Origin of the sequence: Flavobacterium sp. FPG59, from assembly GCF_002150205.1 — a bacterium.
Lineage (GTDB): Bacteria > Bacteroidota > Bacteroidia > Flavobacteriales > Flavobacteriaceae > Flavobacterium.
Genome location: NZ_MTCA01000036.1, coordinates 1 through 23,305, shown reverse-complemented (window position 1 = coordinate 23,305; position 23,305 = coordinate 1). Strand labels below are relative to the sequence as shown.

Sequence of the window (23,305 nt, the reverse complement as noted above, 5' to 3'; positions counted from 1 at the left end):
ACTATAAGGAGATTAAAAAATTAAAAATAAAGAAAAAATAAAGAAAAAACTTGCGTAATTCATTTTTTTTTTTTTTTTGATTTGTTACTAGGTATACCATTATAAATTAATCATTAACTAAAAAATTAAAAATGAAAAAATCAATTTTATTATTTGCTTTTTTATTCGTTTCTTTATTTGCAAGTGCAAATGAGATTCAATCGAAATCTATCATTGTTGAAACAACTAGAGATACAAAATCAAAAGAGATGTCTTTAACGGAAGAGGACAAAACTGTATTTTTCGACTTAACCTATTGCGTAACTAGAAAAAGTTATTTATTTGTAGAATCGTTTATGGGAATGGACGGTCAAGTGTATGAAAGATATGAGGTTGTAACTACAACTACATGCTATACAATTAAAGACTAATAATAATTAATAGTTTAATAAAAAGCAAGTTGTATACACTTTTGTACAACTTGCTTTTAAAAATTAATTTATGAAGCTAAAATTTGTATTACTATTTATAATGAGTTCTATTGGGATTTACTCACAAACAGTACTCGTAAAATATTCTGAAAGAAGAATAGTATCTCAGGAAAGACTCTCTGCAATGACTGATTTTTTAAAAAAGCAAGCTCTTGAAACCTATTATTACACCCTTGAATATAATAATGGAATTTCCTTGTACAAAAATAACTTAGAAACTAAAAATGTAGATATAAAAGAGACAGTAGTTATAGAAAACACAACAGGTAGAGAAGAAACATCATATAAAATTGGAAACAAGTTAATCGAAAAATGGTATTACAAAGATTTCATTAAAAATGAGTTGTTATTCCAAATATACAATGGTAAAGATTTTTACGGTAATGACAAACTACAAGAGTGGAATTGGCAAATTACCAATGAAACTAGAGAAATAAATGGATTTAAATGTAAAAAGGCTACATCTAATTCCTTTGGTTATGATTTTACAGCCTGGTTTACCGAGGACATTGCAGTAAACGCTGGCCCTGATAAATTTGATGGACTCCCGGGTCTGATATTGTATTTAGGTACACCTTACTATGAATATGTAGCTACCACGGTAAAAATTGATAAAAATCCAATAGTTATTAAAAAGCCAGTTCTACCTAATGAAACGGTTACTATGGCACAAGTTGAAAGTTATGTAAGAGATAAAATAAGTAAACTAAAACCAAGTTCTACAACTACTGTAAATGGCAGTACAACCACTACTAAATCGTCTATTATTATCAAATAGGTCAACCTATATATGAGATTTATCTTTTTTTTATTTACACTTTCGTTTTTTCATTCTCATGGCCAAAATCTTATAAAAGGAACCGTAAAAGATTCATTACAAAATCCAGTTTCACTTGTTAATGTTAGGCTCTATAATAAGAAAGATAATTCGCTTATCGTCTTTAAGCAGTCTAATACTGTAGGGCAGTTTGAACTTACTTGTCCTGATATCCAAGAGAAAAATTTTATTCTTAAAGCTAGTTGCGTCGGGTTTGTTCCCTACTTCGTTGAATTAAACTTCGATATCACAACATCACCTTTAATACATAATATTACACTTAAAAATGAAATTATAGTTATGAAAGAAGTGGTAATAAAAGCAGACTTTGCAGACGTTACCGAGAAAAACGACACTATTTCTTATAATCTAAAAAAACTTTTAAACGGATCTGAACAAAAATTAAAAGATGTTTTAAAAAAACTTCCAGGCATCAGTATTGATGACAACGGCAAAATAAAATTTAGAGGAAGAAAAATTGATGATTTATTAATTGAAGGGGATGAACTTTATGGAGACCAGCATCAGTTAGCGACTGATAACATTAAATCTGAAATGATTGAAAAAATTGAACTTCTAAAAGACTTCAAGAATCTAGCAGCTATAGAAGGTTTTAATAATCAAAATAGAACCGCACTTAATATTAGGATAAAAGAGTCGTATAAAAATACTTTTAAGGGTGATATTGATCTTGAATACGGCTTTAAAAAACGGTACAGAGGACATAATAATCTTTATAATTTTGCGAGTAAAGCTAAACTCAATCTTATTTCTGAGATTAATAATACCAATACGGTAGCATTTACAGTGAACGATTATCTAGAGCTTAAAAGAGGAATAAGTGATGAAATTATTGCCGAGACCAACTCAAATTCTATGACGGTAGACGAAAACGTTCCTACATTTTTATTCGCTTCTGATGATGTAAATACAAAAGATATTAAATTTTATTCTTTCAATTTTAGTGATAAATTGTCAAAGAAAAGTAAAGTTTCGGGTTTTTCTATACTAAATAACATAAAGCAAACTGAATTTTTACGATCGAAGCAAATTTTTTTTTCAGAAGAAGAAATTGTAATTGATAAAAATTCGAATTTGGAAGGTGGATTATTATTCAATAGCAATAAGATTCAATTTGAATCAAAACCAAATGCTAAAAATTATTTCAATTACATACTATCTTTAAATCATAATAGAGAAAATCAAAACGGGAATATTAAAAATATGTTCTCAGGCTTTCAAACCAACTTTGATGAAGATAAAGTGAACTCTGGTTTTAATCTAGGGCAATTATTTACACATAAAATAAAACTGAATAAGAACTATCTCTTTGAATATTCATTATTTACTAATCTCACTACTTTCAAAAAAAATCTAAACCTACAATCAAATGAAGCTTTTTTAAACCTTAACTTTAATAACAGCTATAGTATAGTACAAACATCTAGTGGTAACACTAACTCTCTTGGTGTATCATCAAAACTTACCATACTGAATTCTCTTGGGACATTTGTCTTTAATGCTGGATCTTCTGCAAACAGCGAATCTTTTAATAATACACTTGGTGAAATTAACAGTGCCTATGACTCTAGGATAAGTTTTGTGAAAAATAGTAATTATACTAGCGTAAATTTCAGTAAAAAAAAGACCCATAATTTTAATTACTCTTTGGGTTTTAGACTTGAACAAGTCATGTTTGAGTACGATTTTAAAAAAGATACAAATCTAAATTTCCTACCCAGCGCAGCTATCTCATATGAATTTTCAAAAAAAGCGAACTTAAGTTTAAGTTACAAAAGAGATTTTTCAAATGTTACTATTGATAAAATTATCCCAGAAATGTATATTGAAGATTATAGAACCATCACAAGAAGAGGAAATCTCTTTTATAATGCCTATTTGCCTAAAAACACCTTAAGTTTAAATGGTGCTTATAACGATTATCAACAAAATTTCACTTCCTTTTTTGGGCTTGTTTACACCAATAAATTACAGGAAGTTGGATTTAATACTTCAAATACAAATTTGGTTAGTTCTAAACAATTTGATATGATTTATTTGGATGATTCTTCATATTTATTTTTTATAATTGAAAAAAAAATAAAAAGTATTCCGTGGTCAACTAGATTTGAAATGTTGCAATCGTACTCAAAAAGAGAGTCTTATATCGATGATATTAGTACAGATTTTAAAACTACTCAAAACAAAGCTGACTTAGAGTTTGTTTCTTATTTTAAATCTAATGATTTTAATATTAATTTTGGATTAGTATACACTATCAACAACTCAGTAAATACTTCTAGTAATAATAAAAATAGTTTAAGTACAACTACAACTTATTTACAAATAAATGGTTTAATTTTTAATGATAAATTTAATTGGAAATTAACGGCAAAGCACATTCAATTCTCTTCAAGTAGCTCCCTACAAAAAAATATTTTTGAGTGCAATCCTAGTTTGCAATATCAATTAAAAAACTGGAATTTCACCCTAAAAGGTATTAATGTTCTAAATATCAGAGAAAATAATGTGCGTTTAAGAGTTAATAATCAAAATTCTTTTTTTGAAGAGACCCTGTTTAGTTCCCTTTCAGGTTTTGTAAACTGTGGTGTTTCTTTTTCGTTTTAGTACATTTCCGTTCCCAATTGTTATTCATAATTTTATTGAAAAAGAATTGTTTTAAACCGTTTCCAAAAAAAATGTACCTTTGATAAATACCACAAATCACAATGAACGGAACATTAAATAAGGTCATGCTTATAGGCTATCTTGGTGATGCCATCAAGATGCACTACTTTGAGGGAGGCAATTGCATAGGCAGGTTTCAGCTGGCTACTAATGAAGTCTACATCAATAAAACTACCAATGAAAAAATAACTTCTACAGAATGGCACAATCTTGTAGTGCGCAACAAAGCCGCTGAACTTTGTGAAAAATACCTTTCTAAGGGAGACAAAATATATGTTGAAGGCAGAATTAAATCACGACAATGGCAGGCAGAAGACGGAAGTACAAAGCAAACCATGGAAATTCAAGTGACTGAATTCACTTTTCTTACTACAAAAAAAGAAAGTGAAAACAATAAATCTACAGCTGCGGGTGATGATTCAAAAAACACTAATTTTGAACCCGAAAATAAGTCGCTACCTATTAATGATTTGCCTTTTTGAGAAAATAAAATAGGAGAGTTTCTTTTAAATAAAATTCGATAATGATTTTAAAAAAAATAAAAATAAGCATCACTTTAATACTATTGGTTATAGTTTTATTCAGTTGTAAAGAGGAGTTATTACCAAAACCAGCAGGCTTTTTACGATTGGATTACCCAGAGGCTACTTATGTGAATTTTGCTAATGAATGTCCTTTTGGGTTTGAGATGAACTCGGAAGCAATCATTAAAAAAGAAAAAAACTGTGGTTTTACCATTACGTATCCTAAAATGAAAGCGACCATTTTTTTGACCTATAATCCTGTTCGCAACAACATAAACGCGTTATTGCGAGATGCGCAAACACTAACTTTTAAACACGTTATAAAAGCAGATGATATCTTGGAGCAGCCGTACTTGAATCCAGACAAAAAAGTGTATGGTATGTTTTATCAAGTGGATGGGAATGCTGCTACAAATTCACAATTTTATGTAACAGACAGTACGAGACATTTTGTAACGGGATCCGTATATTTTTATGCAAAGCCCAATTTTGATTCAATTATGCCTGCAGCCAGTTATATAAAAAATGATATGCAGCGCCTCATGGAAACTTTAAAATGGAAATAACAGATAGGTTATACTGATAATATCAAAAAAGCGTAACCTCTATCAACAAAAAAAAAATCCTCTTTATGAGGATTTTTTCGTTTTGATATTCAATGTTTAAGATTTCATATCTTTTACCTTGTACGTTTTACCATCAGCGGCTGCCTCAACCACTTTGGTTAGTTTTTCAGGTGACTGAATGGTTTTGTCAAAAGTTACTTTGGCTTGTTTTGTCTCAAAGTTTACGGTGGCTTCTTGAACGCCTTCAAGTTGTGTTAAGTCTTCTTGAATGGTTTTGGCACAACCTATAGCACAGGTCATTCCTTCTACTGCAAAGTTTGCCGTTTGTAAATTTGCTGCAGCAATTTTCTTTGGTTTTGCGTTTGGATCTTTTTTGCCTTCAGCATCAGCAGCAATTTCAGTTCCTGGTTGTTTGTTTTCTGCGTCTTTACATCCTACAAAAAGGGTGCAAGCAAACACTAATGCAAGTATTGATTTATTGAAATTCATGGTGTTATTATTAAAAGTTTATTTTCTAAATGTGTTCACAAAATTAATTAAAAAATGAAGGCGTAATTCATAAAAAAAGTACAATTTTGGAGTAAAATTATCTATATGGAATCAAAGCAGTTAAAGTGGGTGTATCTTGTTGTTCTAGCGCTTGTGTGGGGGAGTTCTTTTATTTTGATCAAGAAAGGATTGGTAGGGTTAACAGCCATGCAATTAGGTTCGCTCCGAATTATATTTGCCTCCATTTTTTTAATTTTTATTGGTTTTAAAAGCGCTGCTAAAATACCTTCATTCAAATGGAAGTATATTGCGCTAACCTCTTTGTTTGGTACTTTTATTCCAGCCTATTTATTTGCAATTGCACAAACAGAAATTGATAGTTCTGTGAGTTCTATATTGAATTCTTTAACGCCTTTGAATACGCTTGTTATTGGCGCACTCGTTTTTGGTTTACAATTTAAAAGAAATCAAACCTTTGGAATATTAATAGGACTTTTAGGGAGTGCATTGTTGATTTTGAACGGTGCTTTTCATCATCCTGAGCAAAATTATTACTACGCTATTTTAGTTTTGATAGCGTCAATTTGTTATGCTGTCAATGTAAATCTAATCAAGAAGTACTTACATGATTTGAGTCCGTTGAGTATTACAACTGGAAATTTCATCGTGCTTTTGGTACCTGCTTTTACCGTTTTACTGTTTACCAATTTCTTTTCGCAAGTGGGTGAACTTAAAGTACAAGAGTCGATCTTGTTTATTATGATTCTTGGGGTAGTAGGGACTGGACTTGCAAATATTCTTTTCTTTAAATTGATCCAAATGTCTTCACCCGTTTTTGCTACATCAGTAACGTATTTAATTCCTGTTGTTGCTTTTTGTTGGGGATTGTTAGACCATGAAATGTTGACATCTGTGCAGCTTTTTGGTGCTTTTATTGTTTTAATAGGAGTCTATTTGTCTGCAAAGAAATAAATACTCTTGTGACGGTTTTGCGTGAGGGAAAGCAGCAAGCTACCGAAGTAGCGCGTATTGCCCGACAGCATAAAAAAAGGGACCAACTAGCCGGTATTGCTGAGTAGGTCCCTTTTTTTATGGGGTCACGCCCAAGAAATTTTAAATCAAAAAAGGTTGCCTATTGCTAGACAACCTTTATTATTTATGCGCTGTTTGTTTATTGAAAATCAGTAGCAAGTACTCCTTCGTTAATTTTAACATCACTTATTTTAATGTCAATATCAAAACCTACGTTTTGAATCATGTTAAAAGGAACTTTAACGCCTTTTACGTCTCTGTAATCACTGTATGAGGTTGTTTTAGTCATGCTCTTACCGCCTTGTTCTAATACAACTGATTCAGCTACTTTTAATCCTGACGCCACATCATAGAACAATGTAGTTTTACCATTTTTAATTGCGTACGCATCTTTACCGTTGATTGGTTCAATGTTTACCAATGTAAGACCTTCTTTTGTAGCTAATGTTAATTCTTTGAATGGAGTAGCTTCTGCTTTCATATCGTTTAGCATTTCGCCTTCAAGAATTTGTTTTTGTCCTTGTTGCATAACATAGCCTCCTTTTTCATTTACCACTTGCTTCATTAAGCTCATCGTTCCCATAGCTAACTCTACCATTAACATTCCTTTTGAATCGGTTTTTGAAACAAAACTCAATGGAGCTGGTGCCTGTGGAATTGTAGTACTACCGTTCATCATTATGGTTTGTACTGCTTGTGCTGCTTGAAGTCCGCCAATAGCTTTGATGTAATTGTCAAGAACACTTTTTACTGTAACTCCTGCAGGAATAGCTTTCTTTAACTCTGGTTTTGCAGTTGGGTTACCGTATTTGTCAAAATATTGTACTGGGTATTTTAGTTTTTCTAATCCCGCAGCTACATCAGCAGCTTTACCAACTATAACAATACGGCTATTATCTGCTAAGAAATATTTATTGGCTACACGAAGAACGTCATCGGCAGTTACAGCACTAATGTTTTTAATGTAGTTTTCGTAGAAATCAGCAGGTAACCCTTGTGATTGTATTCTTAAAGCATAACCAGCAACAGTTTGAGGTTTTTCAATTTGCATTACAAACCTACCAATGTATCCCGCTTTTACGCTTGCTAACATTTCCTCAGAAACTTTTTCAGTTCTAATCTTTTTTAATTCTTTGAAAATTTCAACGACAGTACTGTCTGTAACAGCGTTACGCACCTGAGTAGAAGCGTTGAAAGTTCCAACTTTTTTGTCTCCATAAATGCTACTTCTGGCACCATAAGTCCATCCGTGAGCTTCTCTCAAGTTCATGTTGATGTAACTATTAAAATCACCACCTAAAATTTGGTTTGCAATTAAAACAGCAAAATAATCAGGATCTGTCATTTTAAGTTTAGAAATATTCACCACAGCAACTTCTGATTGTACTGCGTTAGGCATGTCAATAAAGTTAATTTGTGTTTGAGGAACATCCTTTGGATCAGTATATGAAATTGATGGTGCAATGGCTTTTTTCCAGTTGCCAAAGAATTTCTCAACCATTTTTTTAGTTTCGCTAAACTTTACGTCTCCAACAATAATAAGGTAAGCGTTACTAGGAACAAAATAGGTGTTGTAATTTGTTTTTACATCCTCTAGTGTTACATTTTTTAGCGTAGTTTCGCTTACAAACTCACCAGCTGGATGATTTTTCCCGTAGGTTAAAACATTTACAACTCTTCCAGCTACTGCTGAAACGCTTTTTTCATTTGCCTTTAATCCTTCAATAAATTTTGCCTTTTCTTTATCAAATTCCTCTTGGGTAAAAACAGGGTTCAAAGCGCCGTCAGCCATTAATTCTAATACGCGTCCTGCGTATTTTGAAAGAGAACTTGCTGATGCTCCATTAGAACTAAAATTGATGTTTGCTCCAAGAAAATCAACCTCTTCGTTGAAAGCGGTTTTAGAAATTTTTGTAGTTCCACTACCTATCAAAGCGCTTGTCATGTCAGAAACTCCTTTTTTATCCCCTTCAGTGTAAGGATCGTTATCTAAGGAAAGACTAAAGGATACACGTGGTAGTTTATGGTTTTCAACTACCATAACTTTTAAACCATTTTTTAATTCAAATGTTTGTGGTTTTCCAATTTTGATTGTTGGAGCTACTCCAGGTTTTGGCTGTGGGATGATTTGTCCTTGCATAATTATGGTTAAGAACAAGCTTGATATAATTAATATTGATTTTTTCATAATGAGATATCTTAGTTTTGAGCTTTGTCTTTAGATGGAACATAATCCAAAACTAACCTTTGGTTTGGATTCAAATATTTTTTTGCAACATCTCTTATTTCCTCACGAGTAATAGATTGGTAAATTTCTATCTCGGTGTTGATCAAGTTAATATCGCCGTACAATAAATAGTAGGTTGCAAGATTATCTGCAATACCATCAATTGTTGAATTGCTGTTTACGTATTGATTTTCGAACTTGTTTTGTAATTTTTGTAAATCCTTTTCAGAGATCAATTCAGTTTGAAGTTTTGCAATCTCGGTATCAATTTCAGTAAGAATATTTTCAACAGTATTTGGTGCTTGTGGCAAGCCATAAATAATGTAGCTTCCGTAGTCTTCTTGATTATTACTAAAAGCACCTATTTGCAAAGCCATTTTCTTATCGTCTACAATTTTCTTGTACAATCTAGAGCTTTTTCCGTCGCTTAATATTGATGAAATCATATCCAGTACTCTTGCATCTCTAGTTTTCATAGATGGCGTTCTGTAGGCAGCAACTATAGCAGGGATTTGGATGTTTGCATCCTCGTATTTTGCTTTTATAGTTTGTGTAATTGGCTCTTCAACGAATGTTTCTCTTTGTATTGGAGCTCCTTTTTGAATTGGTCCAAAATATTTTTGAATCCATTCTTTTGCTTGTTCTTTTTTGAAATCTCCTGCTACAATTAAAACCGCATTATTAGGAATGTAGTATTTCTTATTAAAAGCTTGGAATTCCTCCAGTGTTGCAGCATCTAAATGACTCATAGAACCAATAGTAGCCCAACGGTATGGGTGTTTTGTAAAAATGTTCTTTTTTACCTCTGCTAAGAAGTTACCATAAGGCTGGTTGTCCACTCGTAGTCTTTTTTCTTCTTTTACCACTTCGTTTTGAGTATCAACACCAATTTGATTGATAACTGGGTGTAACATTCTTTCAGCTTCCATCCACAATCCTAACTCTAAGTTGTTTGATGGGAAAACTTCATAGTAATACGTTCTGTCATCTGTAGTATTGGCGTTATTAACTCCTCCATTTCCAGTTACAATTTTAAACCATTCACCACGTTTGATATTCTCAGTACCTTCAAACAATAAATGTTCAAAAAAGTGAGCAAAACCAGTGCGTTCTGGATTTTCGTCTTTGGCTCCTACATGGTACATCACAGATGTAATCACTGTAGGTGCAGATGGGTCATTGTGTAAAATTACATGTAAGCCATTGTCTAATTTGTATTCCTCAAAAGCTACTTTCTGAGCAGAAGCGACTCCTCCTAGCATAAACAAAGCACCTAAAGCCATTAATGAATTTTTCATAAGGTTAATAATTTTATTAATATGACAATTAGTAGTTCAGATATTTATTTTGTTACAGTAAAAATGCGACCCAAATAAACTTTAACATCTGTTTGATTGATGATAGAGATTATGACCTTGAAAAGAAAAGTAAATCAGGTGTTTAGAGGTTTTAAATATTTTTTATAGTACGAATTGCAGGTTAAAAATATAATTGTATATTTGCAACCTTAAAAATTATTAAAACAATTCAGTATGTATGCAATCGTAGAGATAGCAGGGCAACAATTCAAAGTAAGCAAAGACTTAAAGGTTTATGTTAACCGTTTGACTAATGAAGAAGGTTCAAAAGTTTCTTTTGATAAAGTTCTTTTATTAGATGATAACGGAGCAATCACTTTAGGCGCCCCAGCTATAGAAGGTGCTTCAGTAGAAGCTAAAGTGTTACAACACTTAAAAGGAGATAAAGTTATCATTTTCAAAAAGAAAAGAAGAAAAGGATACAAAAAGAGAAACGGTCACAGACAATATCTTACTCAAATTGTAATTGAAGGTATTAGTGCATCAGGAACAAAAAAAGCAGCTCCAAAAGCTGAAAAAGTTGCTGAAGTTAAAGCTCCAAAAGCATCTAAAAAAGGTGATGATTTAAAAATCATTGAAGGAATTGGACCTAAAGCCGCTGAAGCATTAGTTGCAGCAGGAGTTGATACTTTTACAAAATTAGCTACTGCAACTTCTGAAGCTGTAAAAGCAATTTTAGAAGCATCAGAGTCTAAATTATCTCATTTAGATCCTACTACTTGGGCTCAACAAGCACAATTAGCTGCAGATGGTAAAATGGATGAATTGAAAAAATTACAAGATGAATTAAACGGTGGTAAAGCTGTTTAATTATTTTATTAACTAATATAAAACTTATACGTCATGGCTCACAAGAAAGGTGTCGGTAGTTCTAAGAATGGTAGAGAATCAGAATCAAAACGTTTAGGCGTTAAGATTTTTGGTGGTCAAGCTGCTATTGCTGGGAACATCATCGTAAGACAAAGAGGTTCAAAACATAATCCAGGTGCTAATGTTTACATCAGTAAAGATCACACACTACACGCAAGAGTAGATGGAGTTGTTTTCTTCCAAAAGAAAAGAGATAACAAATCTTATGTTTCTATACTTCCATTTGAAGTTGAAGCATAATTGATTTTCTCAATTATTTAAAACCCATTTCGAAAGAAATGGGTTTTTTGTTTTTAGCTTGATTGTGTTATTTCTGTATAGATACAAGGCAGGTAAATGACTTGGTTTAAAATTTAATTAATATAACGTTTTTGACCTTTTGAAGGCAAGAAGCCAAGAACTGAAATCTACAATAGAAAAAGATGTTGTGTTGATTGTTTTTGTTTTAGATATGAAGTTTTTAACTATTGCAATTTGAAATAAAACAATTCCGGATTTCCGCATACTAATTCAGTATAATTATCATCTATTTTTTCACCTAAATAGTATGCTTTTAATTCGCCGGTAGTTGAATTAATATTATAATCCCAAATTTCATTATTAGAATTCAGAAATTCAGTAAAGGAATATGATTCTGGATTTTCTGAAAATCGGATCTTATCGGTTTGTGTTAGTTTCCATTCTTTGGCATTTTTATACAATTCAAAAAACATAATTGATTCTGTAGTAATATGAATCATCTTGCCAACCAAATTATCTTCTCGTATTGCCCAATTGCCTTCTTTGGGGATCCATTTCCATTTTCCAATTAGTTCGTTGATTTTGTTCTGACGCAATATTCTTTTTAAGGAATCACCTTTTTTAATTGCAAAAGCTGCAATTTTAGCTTTAGGATTGATATTGTTGCTAATTGCAAAAGTTCTTATTGCTTCTAAATAATCACCGCCCTCACTCGTTTTTATTGCTAATTTATACAGCTGAGTTTGGTAGGCGCTTCGATCATTATCTTGTGCAGCCAAGCTTTGAAAAACAATTATTAAAAGTATAACTAAGTAGGGCTTAATGGTAGTCATAATGGTTTTTTTCTTATGATTTATTCTGGTATAATTAAATACATAGTTATGGAGTTTATTTGTTTTAATTTTTCGCTATAAACTAATTTATTTTGAATATCTCTTAAGTGTGATTGTATAACTAGCCCGTTTGGCATTTTCCTCGTTACTCTCCAAACCTCAAAAGCTGTTGAAAATGTCAATAGAGGTTGATGATCAAAATCAGTATCAAAAATATACTGTAAATTGCCTAATTTTTTCTTTTTGGCTCTTTTTAAATCATTACTTAAAAAAGAGATTTGTTTGAACGCTTTGTTGTTTAGAATGGTGTCATTAACTTCTGAAAAATGATAGTTATCTATTTGATATGTAAATGGATAAGGGTAGTTTCTGATCTCATTTTTCGCAATATAGATAATTTTATTGTTAAAAATTTTATGGCTAACTTTCTTTCGTAATATAGCTCCATTCGAGTCGATAAATTCGATTTCTGAATATATACTGTCTAAAACAGTTCTACAAATGGAATAGGAGTTGTCTTTTGAATTTGTGTAGTAGGTTTTAATACAGTTTTTACTTGGATATGAATGATTTGTGAATTCATATTCTATTTTATTATCAAAGAAATATTTGTTCTGGGAATAACAAATTGTAGAAATAAGTATTATTAATATCCAAAGATTCTTCATAACTGTCTTATGTAATTAAGGTTTACTCTAAAGTACTAAATAATTAATTGGCGCGATTGTAAATTTAACTTTTTTTAGCTTTGTATAACTTAACAGCATGAGGGATAGCAGCGGCATCCTTTTATGGAGCGCAGCGCAATAAAAGATACAGCGAAAAGCCCGACCCGCAGTTATGACGGAGGGTCATGCCCAAAAAACAAAAAACCCTCGCATTACTGCAAGGGTTTCTCTATTTTAATTTAGCTAGTCACTAAGGACTAATTTCTAGTATCTGTAGTACTCTGGTTTGAATGGTCCAGCTACTTCAACACCAATATATTCTGCTTGATCTTGACGTAAAGTTTCAAGCTCTACCCCTAATTTAGCAAGGTGTAACATAGCTACTTTTTCATCAAGGTGTTTTGGTAACATGTATACTTCATTATTGTAAGCAGCACTGTTTTTCCACAATTCGATTTGAGCCAAAGTTTGGTTTGTAAATGAGTTACTCATTACAAAACTTGGGTGACCTGTAGCACAACCAAGGTTTACCAAACGACCTTCGGCAAGAACAATGATATCATTTCCAGCGATAGTATATTTGTCAACTTGTGGTTTGATTTCAACTTTTGAAGCGCCGTGGTTTGAGTTTAACCAAGCCATGTCGATTTCGTTATCAAAGTGTCCAATGTTACAAACTATAGTTTTATCTTTCATTTTCTCAAAGTGAGAACCTAGAACGATGTCTTTGTTACCTGTTGTTGTGATAATGATATCAGCGGTAGCAATTACTGTGTCTAATTTTTTAACTTCAAAACCGTCCATTGCAGCTTGTAAAGCACAAATTGGGTCAATTTCAGTAACAGTTACAATAGATCCAGCACCTCTAAAAGAAGCAGCAGTTCCTTTTCCTACGTCACCGTATCCGCATACTACAACTCTTTTTGCAGCAAGCATAACATCAGTTGCACGACGTACTGCATCAACTGCAGACTCTTTACAACCGTATTTGTTATCAAATTTAGATTTAGTAACCGAGTCATTTACGTTAATAGCAGGCATTGGTAATGTTCCCGCTTTAACTCTTTCGTATAATCTGTGAACTCCAGTTGTAGTCTCTTCAGATAATCCTTTTATGCCAGCAACTAAATGTGGGTAACGGTCAATAACCATGTTTGTTAAATCTCCACCGTCATCAAGAATCATGTTCAATGGCTGTCTGTCTTCTCCAAAGAAAAGAGTTTGCTCAATACACCAGTCAAAATCCTCTTCGTTCAAACCTTTCCAAGCGTAAACTTGAATTCCAGCAGCAGCAATAGCAGCAGCAGCTTGATCTTGAGTAGAAAAAATGTTACAAGAAGACCAAGTTACCTCAGCTCCAAGTGCAATTAAAGTCTCAATTAATACGGCAGTTTGAATCGTCATGTGCAAGCATCCTGCAATACGAGCGCCTTTCAAAGGTTGTTCGTCTTTGTATTCTGCTCTAAGCGCCATTAAACCTGGCATCTCAGCTTCAGCTAATTCAATTTCTTTTCGTCCCCAAGCTGCAAGGGAAATGTCTTTAACCTTGAAAGCCACGTATGGCATAGTTGCTGTACTCATTTATTGTATATTTGTAATTATTTTGACTGTTGGCCTGACAAATTCGGGCTAATTTTTTGCAAAATTACACAATATCTTAGGATTATAAAAACATTCACTTCTATTTATGAAATGTTTAGCGGTGTAAACTTTTAAAAATCAATAAAATAAAAAGTTTTCAAGCTTTCTTTTTCGTTTTTAGGAGCTATTTCCCGCTTTTCACTGCAATCTTTTTTCCCGCTAAAGAAGCGGATAAAAAAGGATTTCCGTTGCAATCGGGGCTAAAAATCAAGTTACTAACATGCCTTTATATCAAGATACACGCCCGCAATGGGGTACTCGAATGCTTATTTGGAAAGTCACGGAGTCGCTTACAGACTTGCAAAGCCAAATTCAATTAAGACCCGAAAGCCAATCTCGGTTAGGGTCTATGAAGTCGGAGTTGCATCAACGTGCTTTTTTAAGTGTACGTATGCTGCTACTCGAGGCTGGCTACACTGATTTTGATTTATACTACGACACTTTCGGAAAACCGCACTTGCAGGAAGGTCAGCATATTTCTATTACACATTCGCATGAATTTGCCGCGATTATTATTAGCGATCAAAAAGTAGGGATTGATATCGAACTGCAGCGTGAAAAAATAAAAAGTATCGCTTCTAAATTTTGTGATGCTGAACTAAGTTTCCTCGTTGAACAAAGCCAAGATTACATTCCGAAATTAACCATTATTTGGGGCGCAAAAGAGGCCATTTTTAAAATCAGAAACGAAAAAGGAATCAGTTTCAAGAATCATATTCGCGTTCATCAATTTCATTTGAAAGATCAATTTGCCAACGCCGAATTATTATTTGACGCAGTGCCACAAAACTATGACTTGTATTTTCAAGAAATTGAAAACTTTAGTTTGGTATATGCTTTTGAACAAAATCGCATTCAAAACCTTTAATGTCGATATCTGCATGAAAACTATTTACAGCGAGATTTTAAAAGCAAAAGAAAAGGGAAGCAAGTTGTTGGCTATTTTGCTTGATCCTGATAAAATTACTATAGCGCAAATGAGTGTTTTGATTCCAAAAATCAATCAATCACCAGCAACTCATATCTTCATTGGCGGAAGCCTTGTACATAATAATATCATTGATGAATTGATAGTTAGGATTAAACAAGATTGTATCCTTCCAATTGTTCTTTTCCCTGGCAATCCCTCGCAGATTTCAGATAAAGCCGATGGGATTTTGTTCCTATCCTTACTGTCGGGTCGCAACCCGGATTATTTAATTGCTCATCAAGTGCAGGCAGCTCCTATTTTAAAAAGAACGCAACTAGAAATTATTCCGACTGGCTATGTACTGATTGAAAGTGGTGCAAAAACTGCAGTAGAGCGTGTGAGTCAGACAAAACCTCTTGATCGCTCAAACATTGATTTGGTTGTTGCTACAGCACAAGCGGGTGAAATGTTGGGTCATCAGTTGATTTATCTTGAAGCGGGTAGCGGTGCCAAGCAAGCAGTGCCAATAAATTTGATTAAGGCAGTTGCACAAAATATTAAAATTCCTCTAATTGTAGGCGGAGGGATTAAAGATTTACAAGGAATTCAACTTGCTCATGATGCTGGCGCAGACCTAGTGGTTATAGGAACCGCATTTGAGAACGATATTAATTTTTTTAATTAACTTTCTATGTTTGATTATTTTTTTGCGCAATACAGCACTTATCCTCGATTAGATGTATACCTCGAAATTATTGCCGTAATATTTGGTCTTTTGAGCGTTTGGTGTGCCAAAAAAGATAATATTTGGGTTTTTCCAACAGGTTTAGTAAGCACTTCGATTTTTGTCTATCTACTTTGGAAGTGGGTTTTGTGGGGCGATATGATGATTAATGCCTACTATTTTATAATGAGTATTTATGGTTGGTATCATTGGACCCGCAAAAAAGGAGATGAAGTGGCTTTTCCTATTTCTACAATTTCTTCAGCAGAAAAACGAATTGCCATATTTCTTTTTATATTTACGGTCGCTTTTGTTGTGGCGGTGTACCATTTTTTTGATAAATTCACTACTTGGTATGCGTACGTAGACACTTTTATCACGGGAATTTTCTTTGTAGGAATGTGGCTTATGGCCAAAAGGAAAGTAGAAAACTGGATATTTTGGATTATCGGAGATGTAATTTCGGTTCCTTTGTATTTTTTTAAAGGGTACACTTTTACCAGTTTTCAATATGTAGTATTTACAATAGTTGCCATATTTGGCTATTTAGAATGGAAGAAAATCTCAAACAACAGGCAAACATTAAAAGTGTTGTAAAAATCACTTTATTTGGTCCCGAAAGTACTGGTAAAACAACTTTAGCCAAACAATTGGCAGAACATTATCGTACGCAATGGGTTCCCGAATTTGCTCGTGATTATTTACAAGAAAAATGGAAAAAAACAGGAGCTATTTGCTCCGTTGATGATATGCTGCCTATAGCTTACGGTCAAACCAATTTAGAGAACGCGAGTGTTGAAAACGCCAATGCATTATTGTTTTGCGATACTAATTTATTGGTTACCAAAGTTTTTTCTGAGATGTATTACAACTACTGCGACCCTAAATTAGATCAAGCGGCTAGGGAGCATGAATACGACTTGTTTTTTTTGACTGATATTGATGTGCCTTGGGAGAAGGATGATATTAGAGATACTCCAATTGGTAGAGCAACTGTATTTGAGGTCTTTAAACAAGCTTTAGTAGAGCGCAATAAGCCATTTGTAGTTCTTAGTGGTAATAAAGAAACCCGCTTTGAAAAAGCAGTAGCAATTATTGATGATCTAGTTTTGGCAAAAACATTAGGGTTTTCAACTGCTGATTTTTTACAAATTCAAGAGCATGGTGTAGCCATGAAAAATGTTGAGCAACAATTGCATTTTTTTAAAAATGGTGTTGCTCCAGCCCATTTGCTGCGTCCGGCAAAGTTGTCCGATGGCATTTTAAAACTATCTGAAAAAGAATTTCAAATGCACGCTTCTTTTTATGAAGCACACAAAGAAAAATTAACACTTTCTAAATTTGTGCCAGCATCAGGCGCGGCAAGTAGAATGTTTAAATTCCTGACAGAATTCATTAACGATTTCGATGTTGAAAACGAATCGATTAACGCCTATATTAACCGAAAAAAAGCAAGCGAATTATCGATTTTTATTGTGGGAATGGATAAGTTTCCGTTTTTTGAAGCGGTGTATGAAACGTTGAAACAAGAATTCGAAAATTTTGATGCACTTGATCGTGATCTCAAAAACTATTATTTTATAAAAGTATTGCTGGCTTCGAATCACTTTAACTTTGCCAACAAACCAAAGGGAGTGCTTCCTTTTCATAAATATGCAACACAGATAGCAACTCCTGTGGCAGAACATCTAAAAGAATGTGTGCACTATGCCACCGCCAACAAGCAGTCTAATTTGCATTTTACAGTTTCAACTTCGCATCAATCGTATTTTGAACAAGAGGTAGCAACGCATTTAATAGAAGTTCAAAATCAAAACAATGTAGCTATTAATGTAACCTATTCGTATCAACACCCAAGTACGGATACGATTTCCGTGTCGCCAAACAATGAGCCTTTTAGAGATGCTGCTGGTCAGTTATTGTTTAGGCCAGGAGGTCACGGAGCACTAATCCAAAATTTAAGCGAAATTGATGCTGATATCGTTTTTATCAAAAACATAGATAACGTAGTACAAAATCATTTAGATAAAGTAAGCTTGTATAAAAAAGCATTGGCAGGAATGTTAATCGCTTTGCAAGAACAAGTTTTCAACTTCTTACGCGGACTAGAAGATGCTACTGTGACTTCTATTTACATCAGTGAAATAGTAGTTTTTTTACGTGATAATTGTCAAATTGAGTTGGGGACTGATTTTCAAACGGCAACTCTAGAGTATAAAATTACAACCTTACAAGCCATTTTAAACCGACCAATTAGGGTGTGTGGTATGGTAAAAAATGAAGGCGAACCTGGCGGAGGACCTTTTTGGGTACGCCATGCCAATGGTGTTGTTTCATTGCAAATTGTAGAAAGCTCACAAGTGAATCTTGATGATACAAAACAAAGAGAAATTTTACAGGCAGCAACACATTTTAATCCAGTAGATTTGGTTTGCGGATTAAAAGATTATAAAAATAAAAAATTTAATTTGTCTGATTTTGTTGATGAAAAAAGTGGATTTATAGTTGAGAAAAACACAGCTGGATTGCCTATAAAAGGTTATGAATTACCTGGTTTATGGAATGGAGCCATGGCCAATTGGTTTACTGTTTTTGTTCAAGTTCCATTGCTTACGTTTAATCCAGTGAAAACGGTAAATGATTTACTAAAATCGCTGCACCAAGGACATAATTAGGCTATTTTTAATTACCCAAATGGATAAAACGCAATTACAATCAGAGTTACAATATAAGGCCGTACGGAGCAGTGGCGCCGGTGGTCAAAACGTAAATAAGGTATCTTCAAAAGTGGTACTAAGTTTTGACTTGAAAAACACGCAGGGTTTGGATGAGCACGAAAAAGAATTAGCTTTGGTACAATTGCACAGCCGTTTAACCACCGAAGGTATTTTAAATTTAAATTGTGATGAAGACCGCAGTCAACTCCGCAACAAAGAGCTGGTGACCAAACGATTTTTTGAGTTGATCAAAAATGCTTTGGTTGTACCAAAGGAACGTAAGCCAACCAAGGTTCCGAAAGCGGTAATTAGAAAACGCATTAAGGATAAAAAAAGCCTATCAGAAGTAAAGAAAAACCGTCGAAAGCCTGATTTTTAAAAATTATTGCAATTCGTAATTTGTAATTCACAATTTATAAGTAGTTTTGCGCTGTCTCAAAGGGGTGCTCTAAATAACGAGCTGAGATCATACCCAAAGAACGGGAACAGGTAATGCTGTTTACGGAAAAATTGACAAAACAAGCAGTACACGCTGCGTTGCGTCATAGAAACAAATCATTTTATTAATTAAAAAACAAAAAGAATAATTCCCCCTTTTATTCGTAATCAATTTACGGATGAGAACTTTATTTTATTTTACAAGCCGCAAAAGCGCGCAGGCGCAATCGTCAAACTTATCTTTGATTCGCCTATCTTCTATTTTCTTTTCTCTTTTTTCTTTTTCCACTTTTGCACAAGTAAAAGATACTACGAAGGTCAACCAGCTTGATGCAGTTTTAGTATCTGCAGTTCGTGTTACTACAAAAACTCCAGTTAGTTTTAGCAATCTCACGAAAAAGGATATCAAATTCAGAAATCTAGGTCAAGACATTCCTGTTTTAATGAACTATTTGCCATCTGTTGTCATTACATCTGATGCAGGAAATGGCGTAGGCTACACCGGTATACGAGTGCGTGGTAGTGATGCTACACGTGTAAACGTTACCATCAACGGAATTCCTTATAATGACTCCGAAAGTCATGGTACGTATTGGGTGAATATGCCTGATTTTGCTTCATCTGTTGAAAGTTTACAATTGCAGCGTGGAGTAGGAACCTCTACCAATGGAGCGGGTGCTTTTGGCGCAAGCCTCAATATGCTTACCGATAATTTTGCCAATAAAAGTACTGGCGAAATTTCCAATTCGTTTGGAAGTTTCAATACACGTAAACATACCGTGAAATTCAGCACCGGATTGATGAACGATCATTTTGAAATTGCAGGCCGTTTGTCAGCTCTAAATTCGGATGGGTTTATTGACAGAGGCGCTTCAGATTTAAAATCGTATTTCTTGCAAGGAACTTACGTTGGTAAAACAACCTTAATCAAAGCCTTGGTTTTTGGAGGAAATGAAAAAACATATCAGTCTTGGAACGGAATTGATGGCGAAACCTTGAATACTAACCGCAGATTCAACTCGGCAGGAGCTTTTACAGATGAACAAGGCAATATGCGTTTTTATGACAATGAAACCGATAATTACCAACAAGATCATTCGCAGTTGCATTGGAACGAGAAATTTTCGAACAACTGGAGTACCAATTTTGCTTTGCACTACACCAAAGGAAATGGCTATTACGAAAATTACAAAGAAGATGCTGACTTTGCAGAATATGGATTACAGCCTTTTGGTACAGTGACAGCAACTGATTTAGTGCGTCAAAAATGGTTGGATAATGATTTTTATGGAACTACTTTTTCAGCTAATTACAAAGACGACTCAGTAGATGTTATTTTTGGCGGTGGTTGGAATAAGTACGAAGGCAATCATTTTGGTAAAGTAATTTGGGCTCGTTTTGCATCGCAAACTGAATTGGGCGACAAGTATTATGATGATGATGCCATTAAAACCGATGGAAATATTTTTGCGAAAGCCAATTATCAAATTACTAGTCAATTGAGTTTATTTGGAGACCTTCAATTTCGATCTGTAAATTACAAAGCTGATGGTGTGCAAGCACTACCGGTGAATGATACTTTTAACTTTTTTAACCCAAAAGCAGGTTTGACTTACACTGTAAATGCAAGCAATGCTTTATATGCATCCTATGCAAGAGCCAACAGAGAACCAAACAGAAGTGATTACGAGGGTGGAAATGTAAGACCAGAGAAATTAAACGACTTTGAATTGGGTTGGAGGTATACTGCTGAGAAAATGCAAATTAATACCAATGTGTATTATATGGCGTATAAAGATCAATTAATTTTGACCGGAAACCTAGATGATGTTGGCGCACCAATTCGTTCTAACAGTGAAAAAAGTTACCGATTGGGATTAGAAGTGGATGCGACAATTGCATTCAACGATCAGTGGATTATTCGTCCTAATTTTACCTTGAGTGCCAATAAAAACAGAGACTTAGCTGTTGAAGGGCAAAACTACGGAACTACAGATATTGCTTATTCTCCATCAATTATTGCAGGAAATATTATAGTGTATTCACCTATTAAAAACCTGCATCTTTCATGGTTGCAAAAATTTGTGGGTGAGCAATACTTGAACAATATTGAGTTGCCAGCAGCACGATTAGCTGATTATTTTGTCAATGATCTAAACGTTGCATACACTTTTAAACCAAAAACCATATTTAACGAAATAGTCTTAACGGGCTTAGTGAACAACTTTTTAGATAAAAAATACGTTTCAAATGGCTACATGTACGATATCTATCCGTACTACTATCCGCAAGCGGGGACTAATTTCTTGCTGGGTTTGACCTTGAAGTTTTAAAAGAAGAGTTTGTAATTGGAGTAAATCCTGATGGTTCGCTGTCAGGATTTTTTATTTGGTGCTATCGAGAAATATCACCAAAAGTGGGTATTGTAGAAGCTTTGAAAAAGAGGTATCCTTGTGTCTAGTGGTTTTAACAAATATCTTTTCTAAAGTCAAAAACATAAAGCAATTGAACAAATCAAGTAGAGAATTTATAAAGTAAATTTGAGGTATGTTTTGGAATCGATACCAAATACGTCTGTAAAACTGACATGAAAATTTATTTATAAGCACTTAGGGAATTGTATTTCTAAATACTCTCCAAATTAGTTAGGCTAGCTTCACAATTATCATTTAAATTATGAAATTAATACAATTTTTTTTCTTTTTTGTTAGTCTAAGTTGTTGGAGTCAAATAAAAAGCGGTAAAATTGAATACGGACTTCATATTTCCACGTTCGAGGGTTTAGAGAAAACAACCGTAATGAAAGCGGCTTATGTCAAGGCAATGAAGAACGCACCATTTTTGAACTTTGAATTGCTATTTAATGTTAATGAGTCTTCCTTTTCACTCACAGAAGGACTCGGACTTGATGACGATGGCGTAGATTATGCTAAAATATTCTCTAGCTACAAAGGAATTGTATATCAGGATGATGTTTATACTTATTCTGAAATTAATGGAGATCCTGGAAATTATCTCGTAAAAAAAGATAAAAAAATAGAATGGAATCTAGATAATGAAACTAAAGAAATTAATGGATTTGTATGTTATAAAGCAACTGCCGAAAAAAAAGTGGTTAACAGCGTCGGTATTTTTCGATTCCCGATAGTTGCTTGGTATTGTCCTAAAATTCCGCTATCTTATGGGCCAAATGGGTATGGAGGATTGCCAGGTTTAATCTTAGAATTGCAAGTTAGAAATATTTTGTTTGGTGTTAAAACAATCAATTTACAACCGGATAAAAAGATCGTAGTGCCAAAGCGTAAAGCGTATAAAGTAGTTTCGGAACAAGAATTTGAAGATTTGCTTATCAATAAATAGGTTTGTTTTAAAAATAGTTTTGCTGTTAATTCTGAACGACAAAAATATCATTTTAAAATTGCTCAAGCAGTAGTGCTTTTTATTGGCGTTACAATATTAAAAATCGTAAAAGTGAAATAAATAAAAACTGCCAGCCGAGATAAATAAACTATAAAAAAACACTTTCAAATTAGTTGTTTTTGCTATTGTTGCGTTTTTAATTTTGTATAATTGGTCTTAACATGCCATTTGTTGTAAAGTATTTATTTTGTATTAGTTATTAGTTTTATAAAAGTATAAACTTGTTAAATTATAGTTAAAATTTAAAGTAAATTCTTTTAAATAGTTTTTTTTTTTTTTGATATTTGACTTGGTTAACCAAAAAAACTATTAATAAATTTAAAAACTGTAAAAAATGAAAAAATTAGTATTTATCGCTCTAGCAGTGGTAGCATTTAGTGGCGCTGCAATGGCGAAAACTGAGGAGGTTAAAGAGGTCAAGGAAGAGACATTGTTTACAGATTGCTCTACGGTAGCTCAAAATAAACTTGAAAAGTATGAGAAAGAAAATGGTTGTTTAACAGGCACTCAAGCAACATTGATATATAAGCTTTTTTACAATAGATGTGTGTCAGATAATAAGGTGCCCCATATTTCTGAGAACTGAGAAAATTAGGAACGGAAAAGCTCGTTTGATTTAAGTATTTTTTAAAAGTATAGAGAGGTAATGAATTTTTTTTTAAAAGCCATTACC

The 23,305-nt window shown here is 33.4% G+C and carries 22 protein-coding genes; 16 read left to right on the top strand and 6 right to left on the bottom strand.

The window, feature by feature from the left end; all coding sequences use genetic code 11:
- Positions 1 to 131: 131 nt before the first annotated feature.
- The 5 genes from FPG59_RS05590 (at position 132) to gldD (ending at position 5,065) form a co-directional block, all read left to right on the top strand.
- Positions 132 to 410, top strand: coding sequence for a hypothetical protein (locus FPG59_RS05590; protein WP_086453636.1), 279 nt, complete (start codon positions 132 to 134; stop codon positions 408 to 410).
- Between the two features lie 70 nt (positions 411 to 480).
- Entirely contained in the window at positions 481 to 1,248 is a 768-nt protein-coding gene (locus FPG59_RS05585) for a GLPGLI family protein (protein WP_086453635.1), read from the top strand.
- A 12-nt stretch (positions 1,249 to 1,260) separates the two neighbouring features.
- On the top strand, positions 1,261 to 3,915 hold the full coding sequence (locus FPG59_RS05580) for a hypothetical protein (protein WP_086453634.1): 2,655 nt from the start codon (positions 1,261 to 1,263) through the stop codon (positions 3,913 to 3,915).
- A gap of 101 nt (positions 3,916 to 4,016) precedes the next feature.
- Positions 4,017 to 4,457 carry a single-stranded DNA-binding protein gene (locus FPG59_RS05575; RefSeq protein WP_086453633.1) on the top strand — a complete coding sequence of 147 codons (441 nt, stop codon included), beginning with the start codon at positions 4,017 to 4,019 and terminating at the stop codon, positions 4,455 to 4,457.
- A gap of 44 nt (positions 4,458 to 4,501) precedes the next feature.
- The gene (gene gldD / locus FPG59_RS05570; RefSeq protein WP_086453638.1) at positions 4,502 to 5,065 is read left to right on the top strand and encodes a gliding motility lipoprotein GldD; all 564 of its coding nucleotides are present in this window, start codon (positions 4,502 to 4,504) and stop codon (positions 5,063 to 5,065) included.
- A gap of 96 nt (positions 5,066 to 5,161) precedes the next feature.
- On the opposite strand, the gene FPG59_RS05565 is transcribed toward gldD, so the two are convergent.
- On the bottom strand, positions 5,162 to 5,554 hold the full coding sequence (locus FPG59_RS05565; protein WP_086453632.1) for a heavy-metal-associated domain-containing protein: 393 nt from the start codon (positions 5,552 to 5,554) through the stop codon (positions 5,162 to 5,164).
- A gap of 105 nt (positions 5,555 to 5,659) precedes the next feature.
- Between FPG59_RS05565 and FPG59_RS05560 the strand changes: the two genes are divergently transcribed.
- On the top strand, positions 5,660 to 6,526 hold the full coding sequence (locus FPG59_RS05560; RefSeq protein WP_086453631.1) for a DMT family transporter: 867 nt from the start codon (positions 5,660 to 5,662) through the stop codon (positions 6,524 to 6,526).
- Between the two features lie 199 nt (positions 6,527 to 6,725).
- On the opposite strand, the gene FPG59_RS05555 is transcribed toward FPG59_RS05560, so the two are convergent.
- Together FPG59_RS05555 and FPG59_RS05550 are read right to left on the bottom strand one after the other, a co-directional pair.
- Complete coding sequence (locus FPG59_RS05555) at positions 6,726 to 8,774, bottom strand: pitrilysin family protein (RefSeq protein ID WP_254906651.1); 2,049 nt, start codon at positions 8,772 to 8,774, stop codon at positions 6,726 to 6,728.
- An 11-nt stretch (positions 8,775 to 8,785) separates the two neighbouring features.
- Positions 8,786 to 10,111 (bottom strand): pitrilysin family protein, encoded by a 1,326-nt coding sequence (locus FPG59_RS05550; protein WP_086453629.1) that lies wholly within the window; start codon positions 10,109 to 10,111, stop codon positions 8,786 to 8,788.
- Positions 10,112 to 10,345: 234 nt separating this feature from the next.
- Between FPG59_RS05550 and rplU the strand changes: the two genes are divergently transcribed.
- Both rplU and rpmA read left to right on the top strand, forming a co-directional pair.
- A complete protein-coding gene (gene rplU, locus FPG59_RS05545) occupies positions 10,346 to 10,981 on the top strand; it encodes a 50S ribosomal protein L21 (RefSeq protein WP_086453628.1) in 636 nt (211 codons plus the stop codon).
- A gap of 33 nt (positions 10,982 to 11,014) precedes the next feature.
- The gene (gene rpmA / locus FPG59_RS05540; protein ID WP_086453627.1) at positions 11,015 to 11,281 is read left to right on the top strand and encodes a 50S ribosomal protein L27; all 267 of its coding nucleotides are present in this window, start codon (positions 11,015 to 11,017) and stop codon (positions 11,279 to 11,281) included.
- Between the two features lie 224 nt (positions 11,282 to 11,505).
- On the opposite strand, the gene FPG59_RS05535 is transcribed toward rpmA, so the two are convergent.
- From FPG59_RS05535 to ahcY, 3 genes are all read right to left on the bottom strand, one after another.
- A complete protein-coding gene (locus tag FPG59_RS05535) occupies positions 11,506 to 12,114 on the bottom strand; it encodes a hypothetical protein (protein ID WP_086453626.1) in 609 nt (202 codons plus the stop codon).
- A 20-nt stretch (positions 12,115 to 12,134) separates the two neighbouring features.
- Positions 12,135 to 12,782 (bottom strand): hypothetical protein, encoded by a 648-nt coding sequence (locus tag FPG59_RS05530; protein ID WP_086453625.1) that lies wholly within the window; start codon positions 12,780 to 12,782, stop codon positions 12,135 to 12,137.
- A gap of 264 nt (positions 12,783 to 13,046) precedes the next feature.
- On the bottom strand, positions 13,047 to 14,363 hold the full coding sequence (gene ahcY / locus FPG59_RS05525) for an adenosylhomocysteinase (RefSeq protein WP_086453624.1): 1,317 nt from the start codon (positions 14,361 to 14,363) through the stop codon (positions 13,047 to 13,049).
- 280 nt (positions 14,364 to 14,643) lie between these two features.
- On the opposite strand from ahcY, the gene FPG59_RS05520 reads away from it, so the two are divergent.
- The 8 genes from FPG59_RS05520 (at position 14,644) to FPG59_RS05485 (ending at position 23,218) form a co-directional block, all read left to right on the top strand.
- Positions 14,644 to 15,291 (top strand): 4'-phosphopantetheinyl transferase superfamily protein, encoded by a 648-nt coding sequence (locus FPG59_RS05520; protein WP_086453623.1) that lies wholly within the window; start codon positions 14,644 to 14,646, stop codon positions 15,289 to 15,291.
- Between the two features lie 13 nt (positions 15,292 to 15,304).
- Complete coding sequence (locus FPG59_RS05515; protein ID WP_086453637.1) at positions 15,305 to 16,018, top strand: geranylgeranylglyceryl/heptaprenylglyceryl phosphate synthase; 714 nt, start codon at positions 15,305 to 15,307, stop codon at positions 16,016 to 16,018.
- 6 nt (positions 16,019 to 16,024) lie between these two features.
- Complete coding sequence (pnuC, locus tag FPG59_RS05510; RefSeq protein WP_086453622.1) at positions 16,025 to 16,654, top strand: nicotinamide riboside transporter PnuC; 630 nt, start codon at positions 16,025 to 16,027, stop codon at positions 16,652 to 16,654.
- Complete coding sequence (locus FPG59_RS05505; protein WP_086453621.1) at positions 16,609 to 18,732, top strand: DUF4301 family protein; 2,124 nt, start codon at positions 16,609 to 16,611, stop codon at positions 18,730 to 18,732. The genes pnuC and FPG59_RS05505 overlap by 46 nt, the downstream gene beginning before the upstream one ends.
- Positions 18,733 to 18,751: 19 nt before the next feature.
- Complete coding sequence (gene arfB / locus FPG59_RS05500) at positions 18,752 to 19,153, top strand: alternative ribosome rescue aminoacyl-tRNA hydrolase ArfB (RefSeq protein ID WP_086453620.1); 402 nt, start codon at positions 18,752 to 18,754, stop codon at positions 19,151 to 19,153.
- A gap of 238 nt (positions 19,154 to 19,391) precedes the next feature.
- Complete coding sequence (locus FPG59_RS05495) at positions 19,392 to 21,545, top strand: TonB-dependent receptor (protein ID WP_086453619.1); 2,154 nt, start codon at positions 19,392 to 19,394, stop codon at positions 21,543 to 21,545.
- Positions 21,546 to 21,888: 343 nt separating this feature from the next.
- Positions 21,889 to 22,572: a GLPGLI family protein gene (locus FPG59_RS05490; RefSeq protein WP_086453618.1), complete on the top strand. Its 684-nt coding sequence runs from the start codon at positions 21,889 to 21,891 to the stop codon at positions 22,570 to 22,572.
- Positions 22,573 to 22,966: 394 nt separating this feature from the next.
- Entirely contained in the window at positions 22,967 to 23,218 is a 252-nt protein-coding gene (locus FPG59_RS05485) for a hypothetical protein (RefSeq protein ID WP_086453617.1), read from the top strand.
- The last annotated feature ends 87 nt before the right edge of the window (positions 23,219 to 23,305 follow it).

Bases quoted from the DNA above. Each gene is read 5' to 3' on its own strand.
- FPG59_RS05555 (WP_254906651.1), bottom strand. From the start codon at position 8,774: ATGAAAAAATCAATATTAATTATATCAAGCTTGTTCTTAACCATAATT.
- FPG59_RS05535 (WP_086453626.1), bottom strand. From the start codon at position 12,114: ATGACTACCATTAAGCCCTACTTAGTTATACTTTTAATAATTGTTTTT.
- rpmA (WP_086453627.1), top strand. From the start codon at position 11,015: ATGGCTCACAAGAAAGGTGTCGGTAGTTCTAAGAATGGTAGAGAATCA.
- FPG59_RS05515 (WP_086453637.1), top strand. From the start codon at position 15,305: ATGAAAACTATTTACAGCGAGATTTTAAAAGCAAAAGAAAAGGGAAGC.
- FPG59_RS05490 (WP_086453618.1), top strand. From the start codon at position 21,889: ATGAAATTAATACAATTTTTTTTCTTTTTTGTTAGTCTAAGTTGTTGG.
- FPG59_RS05485 (WP_086453617.1), top strand. From the start codon at position 22,967: ATGAAAAAATTAGTATTTATCGCTCTAGCAGTGGTAGCATTTAGTGGC.
- ahcY (WP_086453624.1), bottom strand. From the start codon at position 14,363: ATGAGTACAGCAACTATGCCATACGTGGCTTTCAAGGTTAAAGACATT.
- FPG59_RS05520 (WP_086453623.1), top strand. From the start codon at position 14,644: ATGCCTTTATATCAAGATACACGCCCGCAATGGGGTACTCGAATGCTT.
- FPG59_RS05560 (WP_086453631.1), top strand. From the start codon at position 5,660: ATGGAATCAAAGCAGTTAAAGTGGGTGTATCTTGTTGTTCTAGCGCTT.
- FPG59_RS05575 (WP_086453633.1), top strand. From the start codon at position 4,017: ATGAACGGAACATTAAATAAGGTCATGCTTATAGGCTATCTTGGTGAT.
- FPG59_RS05590 (WP_086453636.1), top strand. From the start codon at position 132: ATGAAAAAATCAATTTTATTATTTGCTTTTTTATTCGTTTCTTTATTT.
- FPG59_RS05495 (WP_086453619.1), top strand. From the start codon at position 19,392: ATGAGAACTTTATTTTATTTTACAAGCCGCAAAAGCGCGCAGGCGCAA.
- FPG59_RS05550 (WP_086453629.1), bottom strand. From the start codon at position 10,111: ATGAAAAATTCATTAATGGCTTTAGGTGCTTTGTTTATGCTAGGAGGA.
- arfB (WP_086453620.1), top strand. From the start codon at position 18,752: ATGGATAAAACGCAATTACAATCAGAGTTACAATATAAGGCCGTACGG.
- pnuC (WP_086453622.1), top strand. From the start codon at position 16,025: ATGTTTGATTATTTTTTTGCGCAATACAGCACTTATCCTCGATTAGAT.
- FPG59_RS05585 (WP_086453635.1), top strand. From the start codon at position 481: ATGAAGCTAAAATTTGTATTACTATTTATAATGAGTTCTATTGGGATT.
- FPG59_RS05505 (WP_086453621.1), top strand. From the start codon at position 16,609: ATGGAAGAAAATCTCAAACAACAGGCAAACATTAAAAGTGTTGTAAAA.
- rplU (WP_086453628.1), top strand. From the start codon at position 10,346: ATGTATGCAATCGTAGAGATAGCAGGGCAACAATTCAAAGTAAGCAAA.
- FPG59_RS05580 (WP_086453634.1), top strand. From the start codon at position 1,261: ATGAGATTTATCTTTTTTTTATTTACACTTTCGTTTTTTCATTCTCAT.
- FPG59_RS05565 (WP_086453632.1), bottom strand. From the start codon at position 5,554: ATGAATTTCAATAAATCAATACTTGCATTAGTGTTTGCTTGCACCCTT.
- FPG59_RS05530 (WP_086453625.1), bottom strand. From the start codon at position 12,782: ATGAAGAATCTTTGGATATTAATAATACTTATTTCTACAATTTGTTAT.